Genomic DNA, 25,489 nt, shown 5'->3' with positions numbered 1-25,489 from the left:
TGACGGGTGGTTATGATTGCCCACCCTTTCCCCGTGTGCATGAAAGGGTGATTTTTATGATAGAACCAATCACAATTAACAACCTGACTTTTGCTTATCCGGGGCAAACACCCCTCTTTAAGGATTGTGACTTGAACCTTAGCAGTAACTGGAAACTGGGGTTGTTAGGCCGCAATGGACGGGGGAAAACAACTTTTTTCAAACTCTTACAACATCAACTTGAGTACCAGGGACAGGTACAAACCAACCTGCGCTTTGGTTATTATCCATTTGCAGTCACGGATCCGGAAGACTTTGTTTGGAATAATCTTAGCAACATGGCTCCGCATCTAGAACAATGGCAAGTCGAACGAGAACTCAACTTGATGCAGACTGATCCAGCTTTATTATGGCAACCGTTTAATACGCTTAGCGGCGGAGAACAAACCCGCATAATGCTCGCGGCATTATTCGCCCAAGAAGGTCTCTTCCCTTTGCTCGACGAACCGACAAATCATCTTGATCAAGCTGGGCGCACGTTAATTGCGCAGTACTTAAAACATAAAAAAAGCGGCTTTATTATTACCAGCCATGATCAAACATTCCTCGATCAAATTATTGATCACACGTTAGTAATTGAGCAACATCAATTAGTCCTGGCAAAGGGAAATTACAGTAATTATTTTGCGCAAAAACAACGCCGGGATAGTACCGCAATTAATACTAATGAGCAGCTTTTAAAAGACATCCATCATCTCAAACAGCTTCGCCAAACAAAACAGCAATGGGCTCACCAAGCTGAAAATGAAAAGAAAAATAATTCACACGCGGATAAAGGATTTATTGGTGCTAAAGCTGCAAAAATGATGAAAAAGTCAACAATTATGAAAGTTCGACTCGATAAAGCAATTGAGGAACGTCAAGGTCTTTTACAAGAAGTCGAAAAGATTGTGCCACTTACAATCAACCTTCAACCCACGCACCATCAAACATTACTTAGCATCGACAAACTCTCCCTTAGCTTTCCCGGACGTTGCCTTTGTAATGACTTATCAATAAAGGTTGCAAATCATGAGCAAATTGTCCTTTGTGGTAATAACGGAACGGGGAAGTCAAGTCTATTTCAGGCAATTCTTGGCGATTTTACCGGCACACAAGATGGTCAAATTACTATCGGCAGTAAGCTTAAAATTAGTGTTGTCCGGCAAAATTATCTTGATAACCATGGTAGTCTTCGCGAGTTTGCAGAAAATAACAAGCTTGATTATGATACTTTCCTCAACCTGCTACGTAAACTCGGTATGGCGCGTACAACCTTTAATGTCCCAATTGAACAGATGAGCATGGGCCAACAAAAGAAAGTTGAACTCGCCCGTTCTCTTGCCCAACCCGCCCACCTGTATTTATGGGATGAACCATTAAACTACCTTGATACTTATAATCAAGAACAAATTATCAAGTTAATTCAAGAAGTACGCCCGCCAATGCTAATCATCGAGCATGATAAACACTTTATTGATCATGTTGCAACACGAAAAGTTCTAATTTAATTTCCCAGGAAATAATAAGCCTCCCGTACTCGGTAATACCGAATTCAGGAGGCCTATTGTGCGTATAAGGAGCTTTATCTTGCGCCCTTTACTTCTCTAAATGTAATTCTGTAAACCATTCTAAAAATAATGGGAACCACTTACCCATGTGGGCGTCAACCCGGTCATTATTAACAATTCCTGTATATTCATTAGCTAGGGCAATCCCGTGACCACCTGTACTAAACTCGTGAAGCTCAAATGGTACATCATGGTTAACAAGGGCATCGACATAAACATGGAGATGATCTACAAATGGGGTCACCTTATCTTTAATTGACCCCCACATAAATGTTGGTGGTGTTTGGCTAGTGACAAGGTTAGCAACGTTTTCTGTTGTGACCCCCATCCGGTCATCAATTGTTGGTTGGATAACCGGATATCCTAATGCTGCAAATTTTGCCTGTGAAGCTGGGGCATTACTGTAGGCTGCGGCCACCTGTCCCCCAGCTGAAAAGCCGATAATCCCTAATTGTTCAGTATCAACATCTAATTCTGCGGCATGGGCCGTAATATAATCAAATGCCTGAGCAACAGCAACTTTCGCTTGTTCATAATTTTTATGTTCAAGAACCGGGTAGCGAACAACAAATGATTGCCAGGCGTGAGTTGCAAAGGTTAAAGCCACTCGTTCAGAATCACGTTCCATAATCTGATTATAGCTGCCACCCGGTAAAATTACGATTGCTGGTAAGGGATGATCCGTTTTGCTGTGATAAATGTCAAGAGAAGAAGATGGTTGGGTTAATTGTATATTTTGAAAATCCATTTTTACACCTCTGGTTATTTTACTATCCTAAACGCAAAGTAATACTATATCTTATAGTATAAACATAAAATCGATAAAGATTAGTAAAATACTTTGCTATAAAATTAATTTTTCCATTGACAAAATTATTCATAAATTTCATCTAAATTGAAAAGGCTTTCTCTTTATTTTCCCCTTGTTTATTAAATGACTTTTGTTAAAGTTATAAAGGATATTATTTTATGGGGGTTAGAAAATCTTATGAGTATCATGAAGACTAGGTCATTTTGGCTAGCTGCTGTGATGACCTTGATTTGTTCCGTCGCAGGAGTGCTTTTAGCTAAGCTACCTTATGTAAACCTTATCGGCGCCTTGGTTATCGCCTTACTTTTAGGAATTGCAATGCAAGTAGTACCATTAAGTATCAGGACTGAGGCCGCGGGCGGAATTGGTTTTATCTCAAATAAGTTCTTACGGCTGGGGATTATTTTGCTCGGTTTCCGTTTGAACCTTGAAAAGCTTGCCGCCGCAGGTGTTAAGACGATTTTAGTCGCAGCAGTCGGGGTTACAGGTACGATTATCCTTACTTATTGGTTAAGCCGTAAGTTTGGTGCTGAAGACGAATTAGCGATCTTATCAGCGTGTGGTTGCGGAATCTGTGGTGCTGCCGCGGTAATGGGTGTTTCGCCACAAATTGAGACAACAGACGAAGAACGAAAACGTGAAAATGAAGTGCTCGCGGTTGCGGTTGTTTGTGTAATGGGGACTGTTTTTACCTTAATTGAAATTGGGATCAAGCCATTACTTGGGTTGAGCGATCCGCAATTTGGAATCGTTGCTGGAGGTTCCTTACATGAAATTGCTCACGCGGTCGCTGCTGGTGGGGCATTTGGTGAAGCAAGTCTTGATAATGCTCTAATTATGAAGCTTTCACGGGTACTTTTACTTGCACCAGTTGCTTTAATTGTTGGTTACTGGTACCAACACCGCTTAGTTAAAGAAAGTGAAGAAGAACATACTAAAGAACCAAAGAAGCTTCCAATTCCATGGTTCTTGGGCGGTTTTATCTTAACTAGCGTGTTAGGAACATTTCTTCCATTCTCACCGGCCTTTCTCGATGCACTTGTACAAGCTGCTTATATTTTCTTAGGAATGGCAATGGCTGCTCTTGGTGTTTCGGTTAACTTTAAGGTTATTTTCAAGCGTGGCGGGGCCGTGTTTGGTGCTGCGGCAATTAGTTCCGTCTGCTTATTAGTATTTATGATTATAATGAGTAAATTATTCTTCTAAAATTAACAAAGGATGTGGAAAATAACCTTCTCGACAAGGCGGTTGGCTAAACTAGAACGATGATTAACGACATAGGCTGATTATCGTTCATCCTTAGACGCGATCCTTGTGGTTATTTGCCACGTTATCTTGCTACCGTTCGTTAAAATAGCTGAGGCTGAGAAAAAACTGTTGTTTTTTCTCAGCCTCTTCTCGTTAAATTGATTGACCTAAGTCATAAGCTTCTGCGACATGCTTAGCAAGTTTTTGTTCATTCCACGAATCGGCTGCTAAAACGCTGCCTACCTTGTTCCACCGCATATAGTTCAATAATTGGTCAAAATATAGGTTAAGGGAGGCAAAGGCGTCTTCTTGACCATACCCGCTTACTAGTGTAATAGCCTTCTTTCCACCATGAAGGTCGTGGTTATAGCTGTAAAAACGATCAATAACCGACTTTAGTGCTGCATTAATCCCATAGTAATAAAGCGAACTAACCAGAACTACCATGTCCGCCGCTAACAGCTTAGGCATTACTTCATTAGTAACAATATCATTGGGTTCAATCGCAACTTCTTGTCCGGGATGATTGTCTTCCAATTTAATCATGGAAAATTCATCAGTCCGACGCCCAGCATCAAAGCGATAAACTTCATTTCCTGCTTCAATGGCGCCCTTAACAAAGGCATCAGCTAATTGTTCAGAAGTTCCCGGATGATGAGGACTCCCGGTTAATACAACAATTTTCATTACTTATCGCATCCTTTCTTACTTAATTATAGTGATAACCCGACTAGATTAGAAATAGAAAGATTGAATATTAATAGATTACGAAAATGAATTAATGCTGCCAACTAAAAATTTTTAGCCATCTAAAATTAAAGTGATTGCGTTTTCGTTCTTCTTTAATGTATGAACGATCCGTAATGAAATGAAAGATATTCATACCCTATTCCTCATAAATATGTTCACTAAGGTAACGTTCGCTTGAATCGGGAAATACTGTGACTAAATTAGCTCCATGGGGTAATTCTTTAGCAACTTCTAAACTTGCCGCAAGAGCAGCCCCACTAGAACTACCAATAAATAGGCCGAGATTTTTAGCAACCCAGCGAACATAATAGAATGCATCATCATCACTGATTGTTTTTACCCCGGTATAATCTAAGTCCTTGAAGAATGGCGGAATAAATTCAACGCCAATTCCTTCTGTACGGTGACTATGGGCTGGACCACCATTTAAAATCGATCCGGCTGGTTCAACAATATAACCTTTCAATTCTGGGTAAGCATCTTGGAGCGACTTTTGAATCCCCGCAAAAGTGCCACCACTTCCTGCCCCTGCTACAAAAGCCGCAATCGGTTTATTAGCAAGATCAGCTAAAATTTCTGGTCCTAATGTCCGTTGGTAAACATCAGGATTAGCTTGATTTTGAAACTGCAAGGGAACATAAGCATCCCCGATTTCAGCTGCTAATTCCTTTGCCTTAGCAATCGCACCCTTAATTCCTTCTTCACTCGGCGTATTAACCACCTCTGCGCCCAATGCTCGCATCAAAGTTTGTTTCTCATAGCTAAATTTTGCTGGTACAACGAGCTTTACCGGTAAGTGATATTTCAAAGCAGCCAACGCAACCCCAATTCCCGTATTACCTGCCGTTGGTTCAATTATCGTGGTGGTTACTGTTACTTTTCCTTCTGCTATTCCCCGCTGAATCAATGCCATTCCGAGACGATCCTTGATACTGCCACCTGGATTAAACATTTCGAGTTTAGCATAGATATTAACGTCATTCGGCGTCTTCATTGGCAAGTGCATTAAGGGGGTGTGACCAATTAAATCATAAGTATTTTCAACTAACATAATAGTTCCTTCTTTCGCAAAGTATGCAAAAAGGCGCAAACTCAAGAAATAATCTTGGATTTGCGCCTTATGTGTTATCAACTTGATAGTAATTCAATTAAAAATGAGTATACCAAAAAGTGAGTCGCATAAGACGCGATTCACAACAACAAGTATTTGCATTAACAAAATAATTGTTTTCCATTGGTAATTTCCTCGTATTTTAAGTTACAGTTATCATAACTAGCAAAAAGTAAGTTGTCAAGAAAATTTATGAATGCTGGTGTAAAATAAAAAATGACTATTTTATTAATCAGGAGCTATACTCATGAAAGAAAACGGACTCTTACTTGTTAATTTAGGTTCCCCTGACACCCCTACCACGCCTGACGTTAAGCGGTACTTAAAAGAATTTTTAAGTGACCGCAACGTAATTGAAATGCCACCAGCATTATGGCAGCCATTACTTCGGGGAATCATTATCCCGATGCGGTCATGGCGGTCAGCAACCTTCTATCGAAATTGTTGGACCAAAGATGGTTCACCACTAATCGTCTATACTGAAAGGCTCACTGCAAAAGTACAAGCCTTATTACCTGATTGGACCGTTAAAATGGCGATGAATTACGGCCATCCAACAATTGATGACACAATTACCACCATGAAAAAAGAATGTCAGCACTTAACTGTTCTGCCGCTTTTCCCCTTCTTTACGAAGAGTACCACGCAAACAATTATCGATAAGGTTACTAAAGCTGATCCAACCGCTAAGATTATTGACCGTTTTTCGGCAGAAGAAGGGTACCTAGCATTATTAACAACGCAGATCCAAACTGCGTGGGATCAAGGAAATTATGATAAATTACTTATCTCCTACCACGGCATTCCAACAGCAATGGTCAATCATGGCGACCCCTATCGTGATGAAACAGAAGCCGCAACAGCTGAACTAATTAAACGCCTTAATATCCCAGAAAAGCAGATTAAAATGGCCTACCAGTCAAAGTTCGGCCCAATGCCTTGGTTAAAACCATATTTACGTAATACCCTCCTTAATGAGGCACAGCTTGGTCACCGTAATGTGTTAGTGGCAGCACCGTCATTTGTTGCCGACTGTTTAGAGACGCTTGAAGAAGATCAAGTCCAAAATTACCAGTATTTCCGTGAGAATGGCGGTGATAATTTAACGATGGTTCCCTCCCTTAATGATTCACCAGAGTTCGCGCAATTCATCGCAAATTTAGTAAAACAAAGGGGATAATGATGCAACATAAAAGTTTAGATGAAATTAATGGCAGCGTTGATGTACCAAACGTTTACGAAAGTGCATTTTGGCAAAAATTCCTTGCTTATAGCGGTCCCGGTGCCTTAGTCGCGGTCGGTTATATGGATCCTGGTAACTGGCTAACGTCCTTAGCTGGAGGAAGCCAATACCGTTACCAGCTGTTGGTTATCTTATTCACTGCCATTTTGATTGCCATGTTCATGCAGTCATTGTCGATTAAACTCGGCGTTACAACCCGCACGGACCTTGCTCAAGCTATTGCTAGCCGATTGCCAAAACCTTTTAGAATTATGCTGTGGCTATTAAATGAAATCGCAATGATGGCCACTGACCTCACAGGGGTTGTTGGCACCGCGGTAGCCCTCAATATGCTTTTTGATTTACCGCTCCTTGTCGGGGTAATTTTAACCATTGCGGACGTACTTGTAGTACTCTTTTTCCTGCATTTTGGTATTCGGCGGATTGAATTTATCGTCCTTAGTGCGATTTTGATCGTTGGCGTTATTTTTGCGGTGGAAGTCTGCCGTGCTCATCCCCACTTTGCCGCAATAATGGATGGATTTATTCCCCGTTCAACGATTTTTACCAATCATAGTGAGTTACTGATCAGTTTAGGAATTGTCGGGGCCACGATTATGCCCCATAATATCTATTTGCATTCATCCTTGGCACAAAGCCGTCGCTATAATGAACACGATCCACAGCAGGTTAAAGAAACGCTCCGTTTTGCCAACTGGGATTCCTTGATTCACCTTTTTGCGGCCTTTATCGTTAACGCTCTCTTATTAATTTTAGGCGGAACACTCTTTTTCCATACTGCTAGTCTCGGGAGTCTGGAGGATGTCTTTTTCGGGTTAAAAAATCCCCAGATCGTTGGGAGCCTAGCAAGTCCATTAATGAGCTGGTTATTTGCGTTTGCCTTGCTCGTAACTGGTTTAATCTCTTCAATCACTAGTACCTTAGCGGGGCAAATCGTTATGGAAGGGTTCATCAACATTCGGCTACCATTATGGCAACGCCGGCTTTTAACGCGAGCAGTCACGCTGGTACCAATCTTAATCATTGGCTTTATGATTAACTTCAATGAGGAGCAGTTTGAGCAGCTTATCATTTATGCCCAGATTGTTCTTAGTATTGCCTTACCATTTACGCTTTATCCCCTTGTCGCTTTGACTGGTAATAAAAAGCTGATGGGTCCACATGTTAATTCACGATGGCAAACGGTTCTTGGATATATTTTAGCTAGTTTGGTCACTGGGTTGAACTTGCTGGTATTGGTATGAGTTTTCTACTTCTAACGAAAGCAATTAATTTATTCTAAAAAGGCAGGCTGAATTTATCTCAGACCTGCCTTTTTTATTCTTGAAAGTCCCAATCAATTAAGATTTTTTATCGGTAATGAATCTTAAACCATATGTTCCAAATCCATTGCAAATTTACTTTAGGTTTAGGAGTATTTTGTTTAATTTCATTTTGAACGTTTTTAAGATGGCGAGTTACTAATTCTTTACTATACGCGGGAATACCTTTATCTTTTGAATAATCATCATAAGTTCCGCTTTCGTCAAAATATATTCCATATCTACTTATAAGCCAATCACCTTCTTTGGGGGCATATGTTGCTGTATGTTCAGTTAACATAAATATATCATTCTTCTCTTTTATATTTCTTTTTGACACTTGCATCATAATAGGCCCTCTTGTCGCACCATAATTTTTTGTTTGATATCCAGGAACATAGTTTTTTGGTAAATAATGACCTAATAATATTGGTACAAACGGATACTGCTTATTATTATGCGGCATATGAGTCGCGTAATAATAGGCATTATTATGCAAATTAAATGGTATCTGGATAACAAATAGTACGCTCAAAACGATTAGGGTTATCCATACAGCTTTCTTTTCCATTTATTTTCTCCTCATACATACAGTTGTTTCTAAAAAGCTCAAATACTCTCCTCATTGTGAAAAAGACTTGTTGCTGATTTCATCGATAATGAATCTTAAACCATACGTTCCAAATCCATTGTAGATTTACTTTAGGCTTAGGAGCATTTTGTTTAATTTCATTTTGAATATTGTTTAGATAGTTAACAGTTAATGTACGACTATATACTGGTGTTTTTTATCTTTAGAATAATTTTCACAAGTTCCATCATTACTAAAATATACTGCATACTTATTTATCATCCAATCTTTTTCTTGGGGTGCATAAGAAATCCCATGCAGTGATAATTCTAATATATCTCCACTTTTTTTAATATTTTTCTTTGATACTTGCATCATAATAGGACCTCTCGTTGAACCGGCATTTCTTGTTTCATAACCTGGAACATATTTTTCTGGCAACCAATGCCCTAGTAAAACGGGTACAAATGGATACTGATTCTTTTTATGTGGCATGTGCGTTGCATAATAGTAAGCATTACTTCGTAAATTAATTGGAATCCTAATCAGCACAAATAATCCTATTACAATGCTTATAAATATGATTATTGTTTTCTTCATCTTTTACCCTTTCATCTAAAAAAGCGTTTCACTGTCTGCGATATGCTTCTCGTTATTTTAAGATAGGTTCGGCGTATTGTGTCATAACGATCGGGTAATTCGTTATGGCATTTGCCTTACTGCTTTATTAAAACTACGCCGAACTGCTTGAACTTGTTTTCGTGCTGCTTAGATCATGATAAACGACTTTAATGTCGTTAGTAAATTGTCTTTCCGCCTTGCTTTATTTCATTAGCTACTTCCTGCACATTCTATTTTTTTGCCTTTTGGCGATTTTTTAAATAGTTAATCATACTTCGTTCTTTGATTTAACGGTATTGACTAGGGAGCCTGAACCATAAGTTCCATAGCCATTGAAGATTGATTAAAGGCTTTTCCGAATTTTGTTTGATCTCAGATTGTATTTGTTCTAAGGCATGGATCATCTCTTGTTTAGCATTCTTTGGCGGGTTTCCAATTTTATAGTATTCGTTAATTACCCCATTTTCGGAAAAAGAAAAGCTTGCCAAATTATTTAAATAGTAACTGGGGTCATTGTAATCTTTACTATAACGTATATGAGCACCATTAAGCTCAACTATATCCTTTCCTGTGCGAACTTGCCTCTTGCTAATACTTACTATATAGCTTCCTCGTTTGTCATCGTTTTCCACATTATAGCTAGGGACATAACTTGCAGGAAGATAATTCGAATCTAAAAGCATAACAAAGGGATAATGATCCTTCTTTTTCTGGGTATGAGTCGCATAGTAATAGGCATGGTAATGCAGATTAAAGGGCATTTGCGCTATAAATAGTATTCCCAAGATGATTAGCCATTTTTTCATTATCTTTTCTTTCCTAATTCGTCACTTGATACCAAATGTTCCATATCCATTGAATATTAATAATCGGGCGGCGTGAATTTGCTTTTAACGTTTGCTGAAATTGATTTAAGCAGTAATAGGCCTTCCTTTTAGTGTTCTTTGATAAATGCCCTTCTCCCCCATCTTCGCTTACCTTACCATTAGATAAAAAATCAATGTAATAGTAATTATCTTTAGTTTTATCTGGATAATAATTAGTAAAGTCAGGGTTAACTTCAAATTTATCACCTTTGACTAAAACATTTTCCTTAGTAACAACGTTTTTAGTTGCTTCACGTAAATCAGTATATTCTATTTCATATCCCGGTACGTAGCTTTGTGGTAAATAATTATTTCCTAATAATGGACTAAATCTATAGTAACGATTACCACTATCTTTCATATGAGTTGCATAGTAATAAGCATAGTAGTGTAAATTAAACGGTATCTGAACAATAAACAGTATTCCTAAAATGATTAGCCATTTTTTCATTATCTTTTCCTCCGAAAGAATTTTTTAATCTTTGTTTTTACTTTTTTAACAAATCTTGAAACCGATTTACGGGCTGAATTATACTTCTTAGCTATAGTTTGCTTAATGTGATTGTTAAATCGTTTAATGGGTTTAGGGGTATATTTTTGATATCCTCTTTTAACAACATTAACTGTCTTTCGATAAAAGTTTTTCACTGTTTTTATTGGATGGGTAACAAATTGTTTAGTTGCTCTATAAACTTTTGAGCTTGCAACTTGCTTCTTTGCCCGTGAGAAAACCGTTTTTGTTTTTTGAACTACTTTCTTTATTGTTTTAGATGGATGCATTACTGCTTGAACTGCCATCTTAGCACTTTGCTTTAAAGCTCGTGAGTTTCGCCACGCTAATAATCCTGCGGTGGCAAAACCCATTGTCGCGAGAATCGCTTGACTAGTTATTACGGTTAATTTTGAACGTTCCTTCATCCCCTTTTCTTGATTGTTTCGCTCTTTGTTGAGGTCACTTTCATCAGAGTTATAGATATCTTTTAAGGCTTTAGCTAAGTCTCCCTTTGAAGTAGCTACTCGGTATGCGTCAAGATCAGCATTCCTATCTTCCTTACTCATATCTCCATCAACTACATAATCACCATAAAACCCATTCGCGTATATCCATTGCTCTATATTCTTAGGCAGTTTCCGTTCGTTAGTAAGCGATTTGCCATTAAGCATCATAAATAACGTTTCCCTAACTTGATCTGGAAATGTAGCAATTAGATGACTTACTTGAACTTTCTTATCTGGGTCCAATGCACTAGCAACGGTTATTGACAAGTGTGAAAGGTCAACTTTGTGTTTTTTGCTTTGAACATTCACTTTTTTGTAAAAATCATCAGCTTTATTTCTCCCCACTATTTTCTTTAATGCATTGTAATCGTAATTTTTAACATTTGAGGTATATTTTTGTGGTCTCGATTTAGAATAATTTACCCCTGCGATATAGTATAACTGTTCCAATTTCCGCTGTTGCTGATTTAACCCTCGTTTCTTACCATTCCTATCAATCGCTCTTAAAACATCCCAAAAGACTTTTTGATCCTGCTTATTCATTCCCGTATTTTGCTGAAACTTATCCCTTGCGTGTTTTGTTTGCACCTGATTATTGACATGTTTAGTTGGTCGGTAAATCTTAAAATTAACTTTTGGTAATTGAGGAATGGAGGGAGAACGAACTATTCGCGGTGGTTGTGATTGTAGCTGGATTGCAGACCGATACACTGGCCGATTAACCGGTTGCGGATGAACTATATTTCTAACGATCGTTGGTTGAGTCCGCACGATTACTGGTGTCACTCGCCTAATATTTCTCTGTCGAACAACACGGATTGGTGATACTGGAATAGATTGAGGTTGTAGATTATTTGTAGGACGCTCAGGCTGGATAATCTTTTGATACACGAAAGTAACTTTTTGCGCTTTTTCTACTGTTATCTCTTGTTTATCTGGAACAGTATAGCCTTCAATTACTGTCGGTTCCAAAGATAATTTTTCACCATATTTAGCATTAACGGTCGTTTCGCCTTGCAACTGATGACCATCTTGATCCACAAACGCTATCTGGATTGGTAACTCTTGCTTAGTGTAAACAAACTTAACGGTCGTAGCGCCAGTTACATGAACAGTTTGTAAAACAGGTGTGAGGTACCCTGTAATTTCACTCGGCTGCAGAGTAATTTCGGTATCAAACAGCGCGGTAAGTTGCTTATTTTCATCCAGCAAGTTACCTTCTTCGTCAACATACTGGACTGTAATCGGGAAAGCTTTCCGAACATAAACTAAACGGATTGTTTGATTAGCCGTCACCTCAACTGTCTTGGCTTCTGGCGTGTTAAAACCAGTAATTTGCACTGGCTGCAAGGTAATCCGGCTGCCATAGCTGCTAGTAATTTCTTGCGGCTCACTCAAAGAATTACCTTGCTCGTCAACATATTCCACCCGCGTTTGTAGCTGTTGTTTACTGTAGATAAATTTAATCGTGTCATTTTGACTCACAATTACACTTTGCATCGTTGGGAGCTGATATCCTTCAACGGGGACCGCTTGTAACTGGACCAGCGCCCCTTTAACCGCCGTTAACTCCTGTTGAGAACTCAAACTATTTCCCTGCTCATCAAGATATTCGACGGTTAAATGATACTCTGGCAGGTATTGATAAATAATTTCTTCTTCATCTGGTGAAATAATATTAGTCTTCGTATCAGTTAATTGATAGTCTTTGATCGTTGGTGCAGCTGGCACTTGCGGAAAGTCATTCGTTCCAGTAACCCTAGTTGATGGTTGGATTTCTTTTCCTTCATCATCAACATATTTAACGGTTAAATGAGTTTGTCGGTTAATCACCAGCTTAGTTTGCAGGGCGGACCCGAATAAGTCATATCGAACCCCCGTGGCGAACTTATAAATGTCATCATTAGCTGGTGCTGGAGCAAAGAAGGTATAGTTGAATTTACTAAGGTAGGCGACTCCTAAGTATCCGCCGTATGGCAACCCATTTGCCCCGTTAAGATCTGCTCCATAGTGATATGGGCCAGTATGGCTACTATCGTAAATCACACCATCTTTAATACTTAAATTAGTTTCTTTAGGAATAATTAAGGCGAGGTTGGCAAGATCAGTGGCAACCCCTTGTCCGACATCAATATCCGTTGTAATAAAGGAGACCAGAACTGGCTGTTCAATAAAGGTATCATGACGGACAATCTGATATTTGATATCGATGTAATTAGCACCATTATATAGGGCAACAATGGAATTATTACTTGATCCCTTGATATATTGTTCCCCCGTAAAAGCTAATCCCTTGGTCCGCCCGTCACGTCCAAAACCAGAATAGGCCATCCAATCATCTTTATCACTATCTTCAACGGTATAAATTAAGTCGAGCTTAGTGCCGGCCAGAGTTTCACCAATATTAGTAATCCGCCCAGAATCTCCATTATTAAAGGTATAGGCCGTCACCGGTTCTGTCGGGTTATTCTGTCCCCAATAACGCGGATTATTAATCGTTCCAATAGCTGTGCCCTTAATTGGTTGGACTTCCGTTTCATCAGTCCAACCTAAGCCGTCTTTAGTTAACAAATTGTCATTGGTAAAGTGATCCGTTTTTACAGTGACGGTAACAGGGTCAAATACTTCCGTCCCTACCGTGTCTGTATTCGGCTCCCCACTTACTTGGACATCAACAACTTTGGGCGCTTGAGCTGTTTGTTGCGTATCAGTGGCCTGAATTGCTGGTGTCCCATTAGGTTGAGTCGTATCAGCATTAATCGCCTGATTATATAACGTAAGGCTTGCTAAAACAGTGGTACTAACTAATAATTTACTTTTTATTTTGGTCATAGCTAAAATTCCTCTCGGCTTTAGTTGTGGCTAAAATATCAAATGATAAATTTTCCAAGTAAAGATTATAAAGAATTTCTAAAGAAGTGTAAATAGTTTTTTGTGAAAGGTTTAATTTGATGAAAATAGCAGGCTTTGATCTACCAATATGATAGATTAAAGCCTGCTATTACATATATTGTAAGAGACTACCTTTAATTTCTTTTCGCCATCAACACTTGATGACCACTAATTCTTTTAACCTGAATATTTTTTAAGCCGTAGTACGAAAGTAACTGCTCATAACGTTGCATATTACCCGAATCAGCAATTACTAACGTTCCGTGCGCTGTTAAGACCCGCATTGCCTCTTGAAGAACCCGTCCTCGTGTAATCGCTGGTTTTACTTGGTGGAGTCCGGTAATAATTACATAGTCAAAACGATGGTCAGCAAAGGCTAAATTAGTAATATCAGTCAATACTACTTTTGCCCGATCAGCCACCGCCGCTTCTTTGATGGCTGATCTTATTTTTTGCTCCTGTTTCTCATTAGCTACGACACCAATAATTTTACCAGGAGCAGTCAATTGTCGAGCAAACGCAATAAAATTTTTGCCATTCCCGACTTTCATATCAAGGATCTGAACATCCCCAGCCATCTTTAAGTCCGTCCTGATCTTAGCCCATCCCCGCTGACGTTGAATCAACCAATAAATTACGCCGAAAGCAACTACGACAATTATTATTCCAATTACAACTCTCAATTTGCTCCACCTAATTAACTAACAATATCGTTTAGTTTTCTAATATCTTTTAAATTCCCCACAACCGTGATTTTATCATGCGGTTGAATAACATCGTTTGCTTGCGGCATTTGATTAACTTCATCATCCTTGCTGACAATAATAATCACGTTCACATTATAACGATTACGAAAATCTAATTCATCCAGCGTTTTGCCGAAGAATTTTGGATTATTCACATTTACCTCAGCAAGGGTAATCTCTTTGCTCAAGGTTACGTAATCGACCACACTAGGATTTAGCTGTTGAAAAACCAGCCGCTTTGCTAAGTCATGCTCGGGACGTACGACCATGTCCGCCCCTACTCGTTCAAGAACCCGCGCATGGTTAACATTTTCCGCCCGACAAATTACATCGGGTGCCCCTAATTCTTTGGCAATTAAGGTTGCCATAATACTTGCTTCAACATTTTTTCCGATTGAAATATAAACATGGTCGAAACTACCAATATCAAGGTCACGTAATGCATCTTCATCCTGTGCGTCGGCAATTACTGCCCGCATAACCGATCCCGCAAACTCATTAACAACTTCTTCATTCGCATCTATGGCCAAAACTTCTTGTCCTGCTTGTACTAATGACTCACAAATAGATGCCCCAAACTGACCAATTCCGATAACAGCGTAACTTTCTTTTTTAGCCAATTAACACACTCTCCTCTGGGTAACGATAATTCTTTGCTGCTGAACTTGCATTTAAGATTGAGAACATAACAGTATAAATTCCAACCCGGCCAACAAACATTAAAAACATGATGATGAATTGTCCTAATAAGTTCAAGTGAGTTGTAATACCAAGTGAGATCCCGGTCGTTCCAAAGGCCGCAACTGCTTCAAAAGTAACATATGCGAGCGAGTCATGCTTTGGTAAGTCCTGTGTTTCAACTAACACTAAAATAGCAACAAGTAAAATAAACAAAGCAACAAATAGCAGGGTCAATGCCCGATAGATATTTTCCTGCGTAAAACGACGATGGGCAAAAGTAGTATCCCGCTCACCACGTAAGGTCGCAAAACTTTGAATCGTCAATAAGCCAATCGTGGTCGTCTTTACTCCTCCCGCGGTTGAACCAGGAGTTCCCCCAATGAACATTAAAATTACGGTAAATGCAATCCCCGCCGCACTTAAATCAGTATATGGGAAGGTTACTAAGCCAGCAGTCCGCGGTGTAATCGCCATAAAGACTGTATTAATGACCCTATTCGTAAAACTTAGTTTATCGCTTAGCTGTGCCAGATTTTTTTCGGTAATAAAGTAAATAATAATAGATAAGACAAATAAGACCGCGCCTGTTCGCAAGGCAAGCTGGGTGTGCAATGAAAGGCGGTGATATTTAGGATAATTTAGAATATCTTTCCAGACTAAGAATCCCAAGGAACCAGCAACAATTAATACCGCTAACACACAAAGCATGTAAGGATCGTTAGCGTAATTAGCGATACTATTATCAAATAAGTCAAATCCGGCATTACAAAATGCTGAAATTGAATGGAAAATGCTAAACCATATTCCCTTTCCTAACCCATAGCGGGGGTAAAAATCAATAAAAAGGAAAATACTGCCAGCAAGCTGAATCAACAATGAAAGCTTAATAATCAAATATACCACGTTTAGTTGTGATAAGTGATCAAGGTTTAAGGCTTCTTGGGTCAGCAACCGTGTCGACATCCGCATTCGTTGCCGGACAAGCAGGGACATCATGACCGCAAACGTCATAAAACCTAATCCCCCGATTTCTATCAGAATTGCAATTACAATTTGTCCAAAAAGGGTCCAGTGGGTCGCTGTGCTAACTAATGTCAAACCAGTTACACAGGTTGCGCTTGTTGACGTAAAAAAAGCCGTCATAAAAGTAGTCGTCTCGCCAGGGCGGGTCGCAAATGGCAAGGAAAGCAAGATGGTTCCCATAAAGATAACAATAAGGAAACCAAATGTAAGTATTTTAGGAAATGTATACTTATGTTTATTTATTTCAATCACTTCTAACCCTCCTCCGATATTATTACTCAACTAATTATAAGCGTTTTTCATAAATTCGGTACCCTTGAATTTATTTCTCGGGAAATCATTTTAATAAAGCGCTACAATATAAGTGGATATATTTACTGTTTTTGTCTGGAAGGAGACGTTTTTATGTACTATTCTAACGGAAACTACGAAGCCTTTGCTCATCCCCGAAAACCAGCGGGGGTTGATAAAAAACATGCGTATATTGTTGGTGCTGGATTAGCCGGATTAGCCGCGGCAGTTTTCTTAGTTCGTGATGCACAAATGCCGGGTGAAAACATCCACATTTTTGAAGAACTACCAGTTGCCGGCGGGTCCTTAGACGGTCAAGATCGTCCTGATGTTGGTTTTGTTACCCGTGGCGGTCGGGAAATGGAAAACCATTTTGAATGTCTATGGGATATGTATCGGTCAATTCCATCGTTAGAAATTCCTGGTGCATCTTACCTTGATGAATATTACTGGCTTGATAAGGATGATCCTAATAGTTCAAACTGCCGGCTAACTTATAAGCAAGGTAATGAAGTACCGACTGATGGCAAGTACCTCCTTGGCAAGTCAACCAAAGAACTAATGAAACTGATCCTTACTCCAGAAGACCAACTTGGCGATCTTACAATCGGGGATTACTTCTCCGAGGACTTCTTTAAGAGTAATTTCTGGATTTACTGGTCAACAATGTTTGCCTTTGAAAGATGGCATTCGCTAGCTGAAATGCGACGGTATGCAATGCGGTTTATTCACCACATTGATGGTTTGCCTGATTTTACCGCCCTTAAATTCAACAAGTACAACCAGTATGAATCAATGACAAAGCCTCTTCTTGCTTACCTTAAAGATCATGGCGTTAAATTTGAGTATGACACCCAAGTTCAAAATGTCCTTGTTGATACTAAGAATGGCGAGAAGCACGCTAAACGGATTGTGTTAAAGCAAGGCGGCGAAGACAAGACAATCGACCTTACCGATGATGATATTGTATTCGTTACTAATGGTTCGATTACCGAAAGTTCAAATTACGGTAGCCACCACAAGGCAGCCCAGCCTACGCGCGCATTGGGCGGTAGTTGGAAACTATGGGAAAACATTGCTAAACAATCTCCTGCTTTTGGTCATCCGGACGTCTTCTGCAAAAATATCCCGAACCGTAGCTGGTTTATTTCCGCAACTGCAACTATCGAAAATCCACAAGTTGAACCATATATTGAACGCTTAACTAAGCGGGACCTTCATGATGGCAAGGTCAACACGGGCGGAATCATTACAGTTACCGACTCCAACTGGATGCTTAGTTGGACAATTCACCGTCAACCACACTTTAAGAGTCAAAAGCCTAACGAGACTATTGTTTGGATTTACGGCCTTTACTCAGATACAGAGGGTAATTATATTAAGAAACGAATTGTTGATTGTACCGGTGAAGAAATCACCAAAGAATGGCTTTACCACCTCGGTGTTCCTGAAGCATTGATTGATGATTTGGCAAAGGAAGAATCAATTAATACTGTTCCTGTATACATGCCATTTGTTACCAGCTACTTCATGCCACGGGTTAAAGGCGACCGTCCTGATGTGGTTCCAGAAGGGTCTGCTAATTTAGCCTTTATTGGTAACTTTGCAGAATCACCAACTCGTGATACTGTCTTTACAACAGAATACTCTGTTCGGACCGCAATGGAAGCTGTCTATTCCCTGCTAAATGTTGACCGGGGAGTACCTGAAGTCTTTAACTCAATCTACGATATCCGTGAGCTTATGCGTGCAATGTATTATATGAATGATAAGAAGCCTCTTAAGGAGATGGACCTACCAATTCCAAAAATTATTGAAAAACCATTACTTAAAAAAGTTAAAAAGAATTGGATTGGCGAACTGATGGAAGAGCAACACTTATTGTAATAACCAAAGGAGCAAGATAGGAGTCATTTATGACTTCGGCGTCATCTCCCCGTAAGCACAAAGAGGGCTCTAGCGTTCAGAATTTTCCGAACACTAGAGCTCCTTTGTGTACTGCGTTGTGGTATTTTTTAGCATATAGCAGGTTTATGCCACGATCCACTTAACTCAATGCAAACTTAGCACTTAAGCATTTTATCCTAATTTTTAAAAGGAGTCTTTATCCATGACTGAGAATCGTACTATTAATAACCAGCTTAATCATCGAACAATCCGCGCATTTAAACAGTCAACTTGTCTAAAGAACAATTAAAAACTCTTTATTCCGTTGCTAGCCACACTCCTACTAGTATGTTTATGCAACAGATGTCAATTATGCATATTACCGACCCTGATAAACGAGCAGCAATTCGGGAGGTCAGCAAACAATCATACGTCGGCGAAAACGGGGACCTTTTAATCTTTCTTGTTGACCTTTACCGCAACCAACAAATTCGTCGCCAAAAAGGGAAAGACGATGGACGGTTACACACTGCCGATATCTTCTTTCAAGGAGTAGATGATGCTATAATGGCAGCACAAAATGTCATTGTCGCCGCAGAAAGTATGAACCTAGGCGTGGTTCCCCTTGGTTCGATTAAGAACGATCCGCAGAAAATGATTGATATTCTGGAATTGCCCCAAATGACTTTTCCTATCCTCGGCTTACAAGTTGGCGTTCCCGATCAACAACCACAGCTAAAGCCACGGTTGCCATTACAATTCACTACCTTTGACAATTCCTATCCTCGTGACATAAATATCGATGAGCTAAAAGATTACGACCAAACCGTCACAACTTATTACGACCTTCGCGATGCCAATCGCCGCATTGATTCGTTTACCGACCAAATTGCCGGGCAAAAGCTCGACCGTCACCGCACCAAGCGGGATGAAATCATGAAAGTCCTACATCAACAGGAGCTTTGTACCGATGAAGGAATCGATTAACCCATCCCCTCAAGCGCTGCTAATGTCGTTAATGTTGCATCATAATAATTCTTTGTTGTTACTGGTTTACTAAAAATATACTTTTGACTAGTAAAAAGATTATCATATCCTTTATTGCGATTGCAGCTAACAGCATAGAAAATCGGTGCACTAAAGCTATTTGACTGATAATTTACTAGTCGCTGGCCGTCTAATGAGTATCCTGCCGTAATGTAATACTGGTCACTAAAAAAGTTCATCATCTTAGTTAAAACTTTTCGGGCACGTGGATCATCGCTCTGGGCAAGCAACATCGGCACGCGGCAAGCATTGGCTCCATAGTCCCCATCATGAACACTGGCAACTGTCCGTGCTTTGACCGCACTAGTATTTTTTTCATCGGCCCATGCAAAATCTGGGATAAGCCCCGTTTGATGCTGATTGCTTAATATAACTAGGCGGTCAAGCATATTATCCTTGACAATCTGCCACTGGATATCATGACTCGTCTCATAAAAATCATCAAATACATCCGGCATAACGTCTGATGTCCGCAATAAATAATAATATTTTGAGTCTTTTGTAACCCAATCACCAACAGTTAATGTTTGCGTGGTTGGGTTATATTCGTACTTTAAAATATCGCTGGCAATATTGCATTCTAATTTTTGATAATAAGATGATCGATTAGGCCATACTTTAGCCGCCTGGTGTAGTGCGGCCGCAATATATAAATCGCCATCCGTAGCACTGTTATGGTTGGTTATCTATTTTCCTTGCTGATTATATTTTTGACGCCAAGCCATCAAATAAGTTTGCTGGTCATCAATATAGTCACGGTGGGCTAAATAATAGTTTAATAGTTTGTCAAAATCGGTTTGACTAGCCCATCCCTTTTCGCCGGCTTTGGCGATTAGTTGAAGACCATACCCCTGCGCTTCTGATAAAGCAACTGGCCGTGTTTTATCATTACTCGTATTAACAAAAGTTTGTTGATTATTCTTCGCTACTAAATATCCGCTTCGCCATCGTTCATAAGCTTGCCGTTGGATATGTTCAGGGTTCTTTGCCCGAACTAATATTAGTGTCGTAATGTACATAAATGCTACTATTGTCGTTAGCAGCCAAATATATCCGGGGCGTTTCATTCCCATCCTCTTTCCTCGTCTAGTATTTTAGTCCGCAAATCTTTTAGTCTTTACCCATTTTGTCCCATCACGGTGCATTAACTTATCCATCCCAACTGAAATCACAGCATTAATCGAAACAATAATGAACAATTGTGAATATGTAAAATATGATGCAAGGGCTAACCAAATTTGTTTATTCGTTGCCTGGCCAAACTGGGTCGCCGCAGCTGTTGTAATTTGTAAAACATAAAGAATAATCATCAGCAACCAGTTAAAAAGCAACAGCTGGGCAATCAGAATATTACTTTCACCAAATGTAAATGGGATTAAGACCTGTGGCTTAAAGAGGTGGATAAACCAGAAAATTATATTAATCGTAAAAATAAGGTCGGAAAGCACAATTGCTGCATTGAACCAGAAAAAGGTACAGGAATAATAAAACGTTTCTAATTTTATCCGCCAATTGCTTCGATCAAAAAGATGTTTAAAATTTTTCAAAACTACCTGATAGTTACCTTTCGCCCAGCGCAACCGTTGAAAATAGTAATCCTTAAGTCGCTCTGGCTCTTGCTGAAAGGCTTCTGAATTATAAGCTAAGGCAATCAATTTGCCGCTTTGCATAATCTTAAAGGAAAGGTCCGTATCTTCAGTTAAGGCACCATTCTCCCAGCCACCAATCGATTGGACATATTCTCGCTTAATAATAAAGTTAGTCCCGGGAATTCGTCCAATCTTAAATAAATGCCAAATCGCACAATGCTGGATTCGCTGAGTAACCACAATTTCTTGATTAATACAACGGGTCAAGAAGTTCTGTTTCGCATTTCGCGTCTTATTACGGCCAAATACTGCTACATATTTTAACGGGTCTTCTAGTCCCTTACGTACCAAAAAATACAGGGCATTCTTTTCTGGCATCGCATCCGCATCGTAAACACCAATATATTCACCCTTAGCAATTTTAAGGGCATCATTTAAGACTCCTGCTTTGCCTCCTTGACCATGCCGTTCAATCACACGGGCATTACGATGCTTATACTTAATCATTTGCAACACTGCCCGCGCACGACTGGCCGTCTGATCACCGCAATTATCAGCATAAATCAACAATTCAATCTTATCCGCTGGATAGTTTAACTCTAAAATCGCCTTTGTCGTTTGTGCAATAACAACTTCTTCATTATGCGCCGGAACAATAATCGTAACCAATGGGTAGCGATCTAACGGCGCGATATCAACGGTTCGCTTGCTATGCGCTAACCAAAAATCAACTGCTCCTGCAAGTGTTAATGAAGCCATTAATAACGAACTCCAAATCGACAACAGGGTCACAATCATTATAAATTCTTGCATTAACTTTTCTCATTTCTATTAGTGTTTAAGGTTGTCTGCTCAACCCGAAAATAAATTACCCATTGCAGAATCGCAAAAACCATTGCCAATATAAAAAAGATAAAGGTGACCACGATTGCCAACCAGAAAAATGCCCGAACCATTTATTCATGAACTCCCCTTAAATATTCAACAACAATATCCGTTTCCATATCTCTTTCAAGATGGCGCATTACGCTTTCCAAAGTCTTAAATGATGTGACGTTAATATCGTCTACTTTTAAGTGTCCCCATTTAAATTGGGGTGTAGCCATACCAATCTGTAAATCCGCCAAGCCCTCACGGGTACTTTGGTTTTGATAGGCAAAAGTAATATTAGGTAAATGGTATGACAAAATTAAAAAGGTGCCATTTCCCAGGAAATATAATGCCTCCGATGGCAAGCGCCGTTCTTTTAATACTCGGGCAATTTGTTGAAGAGCCTGATTATAATCGTCATGGTGAAACTGACGAATTTGCTGGTTATGAACCCAGTGAATAGCTGTAACATCGATCCATAAGTCAGCTATTTGTTCTTTGATGATAAACCGAACTTCTTTTTGATAAATTTTATTAGCATTGTACCCTGTCTGTAGTTTTACAACCGGATTATAGTAGGCAGCGTAACTCTCAATATCCTTACGATTACGATCTAGCCAGCCTAATTCACCAATCACATAACGACTGAAATAAGCCAAGGCCGCTGTCAAGGGAAAGGCCGCAAGAAGCATTAACTTTAATGGCGTCTCCATTACTATATAGCCTAACAGTAAAATAGCACTGCCAATTGTTGTCAAACCGATAATTAACCAGGTCACGACAATATTGGGAATTAGGCTGCCAACGATTAATCCTAGGATAATCATTATCATCATCGCCGTCATAACAAACCGTGCATATTGTCCAGCCCACCACATCATTAGAACGATAATAATAACTAGTGAACAAAGCGTGGTAAGTCCCGCTTCTACAACATGGCGTCGAATCATATATTTTTCTCCCTCTCCAATAAAATGAGCAGCTAATATCTTAGCACACTCATTTTTATTTTTCACTAGTTTAAAGTGTTGATAGAGTAAGATTTAGGGCTTATTTGTGAATTTACTTATCATTTTATATCGGGACGTTTACCATTATAAAATCACCTTTTTATAATATTTAAATTTATAAACAAATCAAATTAATTTGTTTATTTTTGTAGTTTGATAAGCAAATTGTATTTTTAAACAAAAAAGCAGGATTTAAGGCTGATATATTTTGCCAATCCTGCTATCAATTAATGAGTTAAGATAATGTAATTTAAAGTATTACTTTGTGTAATCAACATCTTTGGTTTCTTTAGTCGTCAGCCACGATACAACTGCTAAAACAGCTAAGGCTAGCATATAATATCCGGCCGAATGAAGACCATAGTGCGCGATTAACCAAGTAGTAACTGTTGGAGCAACGGCAGCACCAACCACGGCAGCAAGGTTATAAGTAATCCCTGAGCCAGAGTAACGAACCTTCGTTGGAAAAAGTTCCGGTAAAACTGCGCCGACAGGACCATACAAGGTTCCCATGACTAAGAAACCAACACCAAGGAAGAGTAACATTCCAGTAAGATTATGCTGGCCAGTTAGGAAGGCGGGGAAAACAAGCGAATAAACTACCAATGCTACTGAAGCAGTTAATAATACCTTCTTGCGACCAACCTTGTCCGCCAAAACAGAAGTTAAAACAATAAGAACAGCAAATTCAACAATCGCCCCCATCAAAAGAAGCAAGAATTCAGATGGACTAAAGCCAAGGGCCGTTGTTGCATATGATAATGACCAAGTTGTTAAGGTAAAGAACAAAGCGTAAGTAGCAGCCATGATAAATGTGCCTTTAAGAATTTCACGCCAATTTGTACGGAAAACTTCCCGTAATGGAGACTTAGTCGTATTATCTTTTTCTTGTGCTAACTTAAATAGTGGTGTTTCTTGTAAACGGCGACGAACATATAGACCGATAAATACTAAGACTGCTGATGCCCAAAAAGGAATCCGCCAACCATAACTCATCATTTGTGCTGGCGTTAAAACTCGTTCTAAGACAAAGAAGAGTCCATTACATAAGAAGAAGCCAATCGGTGCGCCAACTTCTGGAAAAGAGCCATATAAAGCACGCTTATTTGCGGGTGCATTTTCGGTAGCAACAAGCACGGCTCCTGACCATTCGCCACCAAGACCGATACCTTGAACAAATCGGCATAGGCACAAGAGAAGTGCCCCCCATACGCCGATTGATTGATATCCAGGGATGAAACCTATCGTTACAGTTGAAACCCCCATTACGAGTAAGGAAACTACTAATGTTTTTTTCCGCCCAAGCCGGTCGCCAAAATGGCCAAAAAGAAATGACCCCACCGGCCGGGCAACAAAAGCCACTCCGAATGTCAATAAACTAAGCAATGTCGCTAATAATGGCGTCATCTGGGGAAAGAAAACTTTCGGGAAATAGGCAGCTGATGCAGTTCCATAAGCATAAAAATCAAAAAATTCAATTGCCGTTCCCATCATCGATGCTAAAATAACTGTTTTAACCGGATCTCGTTGTAATTTTGGTTTAACGCGTGTTGCTGTAACTGTATTTTCCATTTCTCTTACCTCTCTATTACTTAATACTAGCGTTTGTCATCTCTTTTTACTAAAATGTCACTTTCCATTTTAATTCACCACTCCTTCAAAAAATAAAAACCAGCTAACTGCTAAACAGTTAACTGGCTGTCAAAGATATTGAGCTACCACATTACTGTTCGCACTGCCTTTAATCTTAGGTAATGCGAACAACATTAAATTATCCGCACCATTCTAAATAATGACCCGAATAATAATAATGTTTTGTTGTGTATTAGTAGCAAAAAGCATATCTTTGTCCTCTTTTCTTTTCGATGAATAAAATACTATCATGGTTAACATTATATTTCAATAAGTTTTCTCATTTATTTTTAATTTAAATCATTTAACTAAAAAAGCCTAACCTTTAGGTGCAAAAAGGCTAGACTTTTAACTTAGTAAAACTTAATCATGAAACAAATACCGTTGTTGATGTTAATTGGATAAAGGGATGCGCTTATTTCAATGATTAGTTTCTATAATCTTTAACTTAAAAAGCAAACAAGTGGATATCTTGTTTGTAAGTATTATATCACAATAATTGTGAAATAGTTAACTAATATTCAAAATAAACCAATCAAATCTTTTTCCAAGTGATTAAATCAACGATTGCCAAAAGAACTAAACCGTGATTTAGCTCACAATAGTTAAAATATAATTATGATAGCTGAATAAAAAGCAAAATTATTAGGGATGCTTAAAGCCCATTTTTAATTTATTGATATATTCACCAGATTTATCTAATAACTTTCT

Annotated in this window: 20 protein-coding genes and 2 pseudogenes; 6 read left to right on the top strand and 16 right to left on the bottom strand. The window is 39.1% G+C overall.

What is annotated here, in order from left to right; translation table 11 throughout:
• The first annotated feature begins 56 nt into the window (after nt 1-56).
• Nucleotides 57-1,529 carry a ribosomal protection-like ABC-F family protein gene (abc-f, locus tag DTK66_RS09280; protein WP_225209070.1) on the top strand — a complete coding sequence of 491 codons (1,473 nt, stop codon included), beginning with the start codon at nt 57-59 and terminating at the stop codon, nt 1,527-1,529.
• A gap of 88 nt (nt 1,530-1,617) precedes the next feature.
• Here abc-f and DTK66_RS09275 read toward each other — a convergent pair whose 3' ends face one another.
• On the bottom strand, nt 1,618-2,337 hold the full coding sequence (locus DTK66_RS09275) for an alpha/beta hydrolase (RefSeq protein WP_191668492.1): 720 nt from the start codon (nt 2,335-2,337) through the stop codon (nt 1,618-1,620).
• 240 nt (nt 2,338-2,577) lie between these two features.
• On the opposite strand from DTK66_RS09275, the gene DTK66_RS09270 reads away from it, so the two are divergent.
• Nucleotides 2,578-3,606, top strand: a complete 1,029-nt coding sequence (locus DTK66_RS09270; protein WP_191668494.1) for a YeiH family protein — start codon at nt 2,578-2,580, stop codon at nt 3,604-3,606.
• Nucleotides 3,607-3,801: 195 nt separating this feature from the next.
• Here the strand turns inward: DTK66_RS09270 and DTK66_RS09265 are convergent, their stop codons facing one another.
• Nucleotides 3,802-4,335 (bottom strand): flavodoxin family protein, encoded by a 534-nt coding sequence (locus DTK66_RS09265; RefSeq protein WP_191668491.1) that lies wholly within the window; start codon nt 4,333-4,335, stop codon nt 3,802-3,804.
• Nucleotides 4,336-4,534: 199 nt separating this feature from the next.
• Nucleotides 4,535-5,449, bottom strand: coding sequence for a PLP-dependent cysteine synthase family protein (locus DTK66_RS09260; protein WP_191668493.1), 915 nt, complete (start codon nt 5,447-5,449; stop codon nt 4,535-4,537).
• Between the two features lie 307 nt (nt 5,450-5,756).
• Here DTK66_RS09260 and hemH point away from each other — a divergent pair, with 307 nt between their 5' ends.
• The gene (gene hemH, locus DTK66_RS09255) at nt 5,757-6,689 is read left to right on the top strand and encodes a ferrochelatase (RefSeq protein WP_153931340.1); all 933 of its coding nucleotides are present in this window, start codon (nt 5,757-5,759) and stop codon (nt 6,687-6,689) included.
• A gap of 2 nt (nt 6,690-6,691) precedes the next feature.
• Nucleotides 6,692-7,996 carry an Nramp family divalent metal transporter gene (locus DTK66_RS09250; RefSeq protein WP_153931339.1) on the top strand — a complete coding sequence of 435 codons (1,305 nt, stop codon included), beginning with the start codon at nt 6,692-6,694 and terminating at the stop codon, nt 7,994-7,996.
• A gap of 106 nt (nt 7,997-8,102) precedes the next feature.
• Here DTK66_RS09250 and DTK66_RS09245 read toward each other — a convergent pair whose 3' ends face one another.
• From DTK66_RS09245 to DTK66_RS09210, 8 genes are all read right to left on the bottom strand, one after another.
• Nucleotides 8,103-8,624 (bottom strand): hypothetical protein, encoded by a 522-nt coding sequence (locus DTK66_RS09245; protein ID WP_191668490.1) that lies wholly within the window; start codon nt 8,622-8,624, stop codon nt 8,103-8,105.
• Between the two features lie 189 nt (nt 8,625-8,813).
• Complete coding sequence (locus DTK66_RS09240; protein WP_225209069.1) at nt 8,814-9,224, bottom strand: hypothetical protein; 411 nt, start codon at nt 9,222-9,224, stop codon at nt 8,814-8,816.
• A gap of 308 nt (nt 9,225-9,532) precedes the next feature.
• Nucleotides 9,533-10,051, bottom strand: coding sequence for a hypothetical protein (locus DTK66_RS09235; RefSeq protein ID WP_191668489.1), 519 nt, complete (start codon nt 10,049-10,051; stop codon nt 9,533-9,535).
• A 13-nt stretch (nt 10,052-10,064) separates the two neighbouring features.
• Nucleotides 10,065-10,562 (bottom strand): hypothetical protein, encoded by a 498-nt coding sequence (locus DTK66_RS09230; protein ID WP_191668488.1) that lies wholly within the window; start codon nt 10,560-10,562, stop codon nt 10,065-10,067.
• A complete protein-coding gene (locus DTK66_RS09225; protein ID WP_191668487.1) occupies nt 10,562-13,942 on the bottom strand; it encodes a MucBP domain-containing protein in 3,381 nt (1,126 codons plus the stop codon). Before DTK66_RS09225 ends, DTK66_RS09230 begins: the two co-directional genes overlap by 1 nt.
• Before the next feature lie 194 nt (nt 13,943-14,136).
• Nucleotides 14,137-14,685 carry a class I SAM-dependent methyltransferase gene (locus tag DTK66_RS09220; protein ID WP_191668486.1) on the bottom strand — a complete coding sequence of 183 codons (549 nt, stop codon included), beginning with the start codon at nt 14,683-14,685 and terminating at the stop codon, nt 14,137-14,139.
• A gap of 14 nt (nt 14,686-14,699) precedes the next feature.
• A complete protein-coding gene (locus DTK66_RS09215; RefSeq protein ID WP_191668485.1) occupies nt 14,700-15,368 on the bottom strand; it encodes a potassium channel family protein in 669 nt (222 codons plus the stop codon).
• Nucleotides 15,361-16,704: a TrkH family potassium uptake protein gene (locus DTK66_RS09210; RefSeq protein WP_191668484.1), complete on the bottom strand. Its 1,344-nt coding sequence runs from the start codon at nt 16,702-16,704 to the stop codon at nt 15,361-15,363. Before DTK66_RS09210 ends, DTK66_RS09215 begins: the two co-directional genes overlap by 8 nt.
• A 153-nt stretch (nt 16,705-16,857) precedes the next feature.
• Between DTK66_RS09210 and DTK66_RS09205 the strand changes: the two genes are divergently transcribed.
• Both DTK66_RS09205 and DTK66_RS09200 read left to right on the top strand, forming a co-directional pair.
• Nucleotides 16,858-18,630 (top strand): oleate hydratase, encoded by a 1,773-nt coding sequence (locus tag DTK66_RS09205; RefSeq protein WP_191668483.1) that lies wholly within the window; start codon nt 16,858-16,860, stop codon nt 18,628-18,630.
• Nucleotides 18,631-18,853: 223 nt separating this feature from the next.
• Nucleotides 18,854-19,617: pseudogene (locus DTK66_RS09200) on the top strand (NADPH-dependent oxidoreductase).
• On the opposite strand, the pseudogene DTK66_RS09195 reads toward DTK66_RS09200, so the two are convergent.
• From DTK66_RS09195 to DTK66_RS09175, 5 genes and pseudogenes are all read right to left on the bottom strand, one after another.
• Nucleotides 19,614-20,744, bottom strand: a pseudogene (locus tag DTK66_RS09195) (glycosyl hydrolase family 8). The pseudogenes DTK66_RS09200 and DTK66_RS09195 sit on opposite strands and share 4 nt — an antisense overlap.
• A gap of 27 nt (nt 20,745-20,771) precedes the next feature.
• Nucleotides 20,772-22,079, bottom strand: a complete 1,308-nt coding sequence (locus DTK66_RS09190) for a glycosyltransferase family 2 protein (protein ID WP_191668482.1) — start codon at nt 22,077-22,079, stop codon at nt 20,772-20,774.
• A complete protein-coding gene (locus tag DTK66_RS09185; protein ID WP_191668481.1) occupies nt 22,079-22,222 on the bottom strand; it encodes a hypothetical protein in 144 nt (47 codons plus the stop codon). The genes DTK66_RS09190 and DTK66_RS09185 overlap by 1 nt, the downstream gene beginning before the upstream one ends.
• Entirely contained in the window at nt 22,223-23,086 is an 864-nt protein-coding gene (locus tag DTK66_RS09180; RefSeq protein WP_191668480.1) for a hypothetical protein, read from the bottom strand.
• 318 nt (nt 23,087-23,404) lie between these two features.
• A complete protein-coding gene (locus DTK66_RS09175; protein WP_191668479.1) occupies nt 23,405-24,718 on the bottom strand; it encodes an MFS transporter in 1,314 nt (437 codons plus the stop codon).
• Nucleotides 24,719-25,489: the final 771 nt, after the last annotated feature.

It is taken from the genome of Limosilactobacillus walteri (assembly GCF_014830205.1).
Taxonomy (GTDB): Bacteria; Bacillota; Bacilli; order Lactobacillales; family Lactobacillaceae; genus Limosilactobacillus; species Limosilactobacillus walteri.
This window is presented reverse-complemented; position numbering and strand designations above follow the sequence as displayed.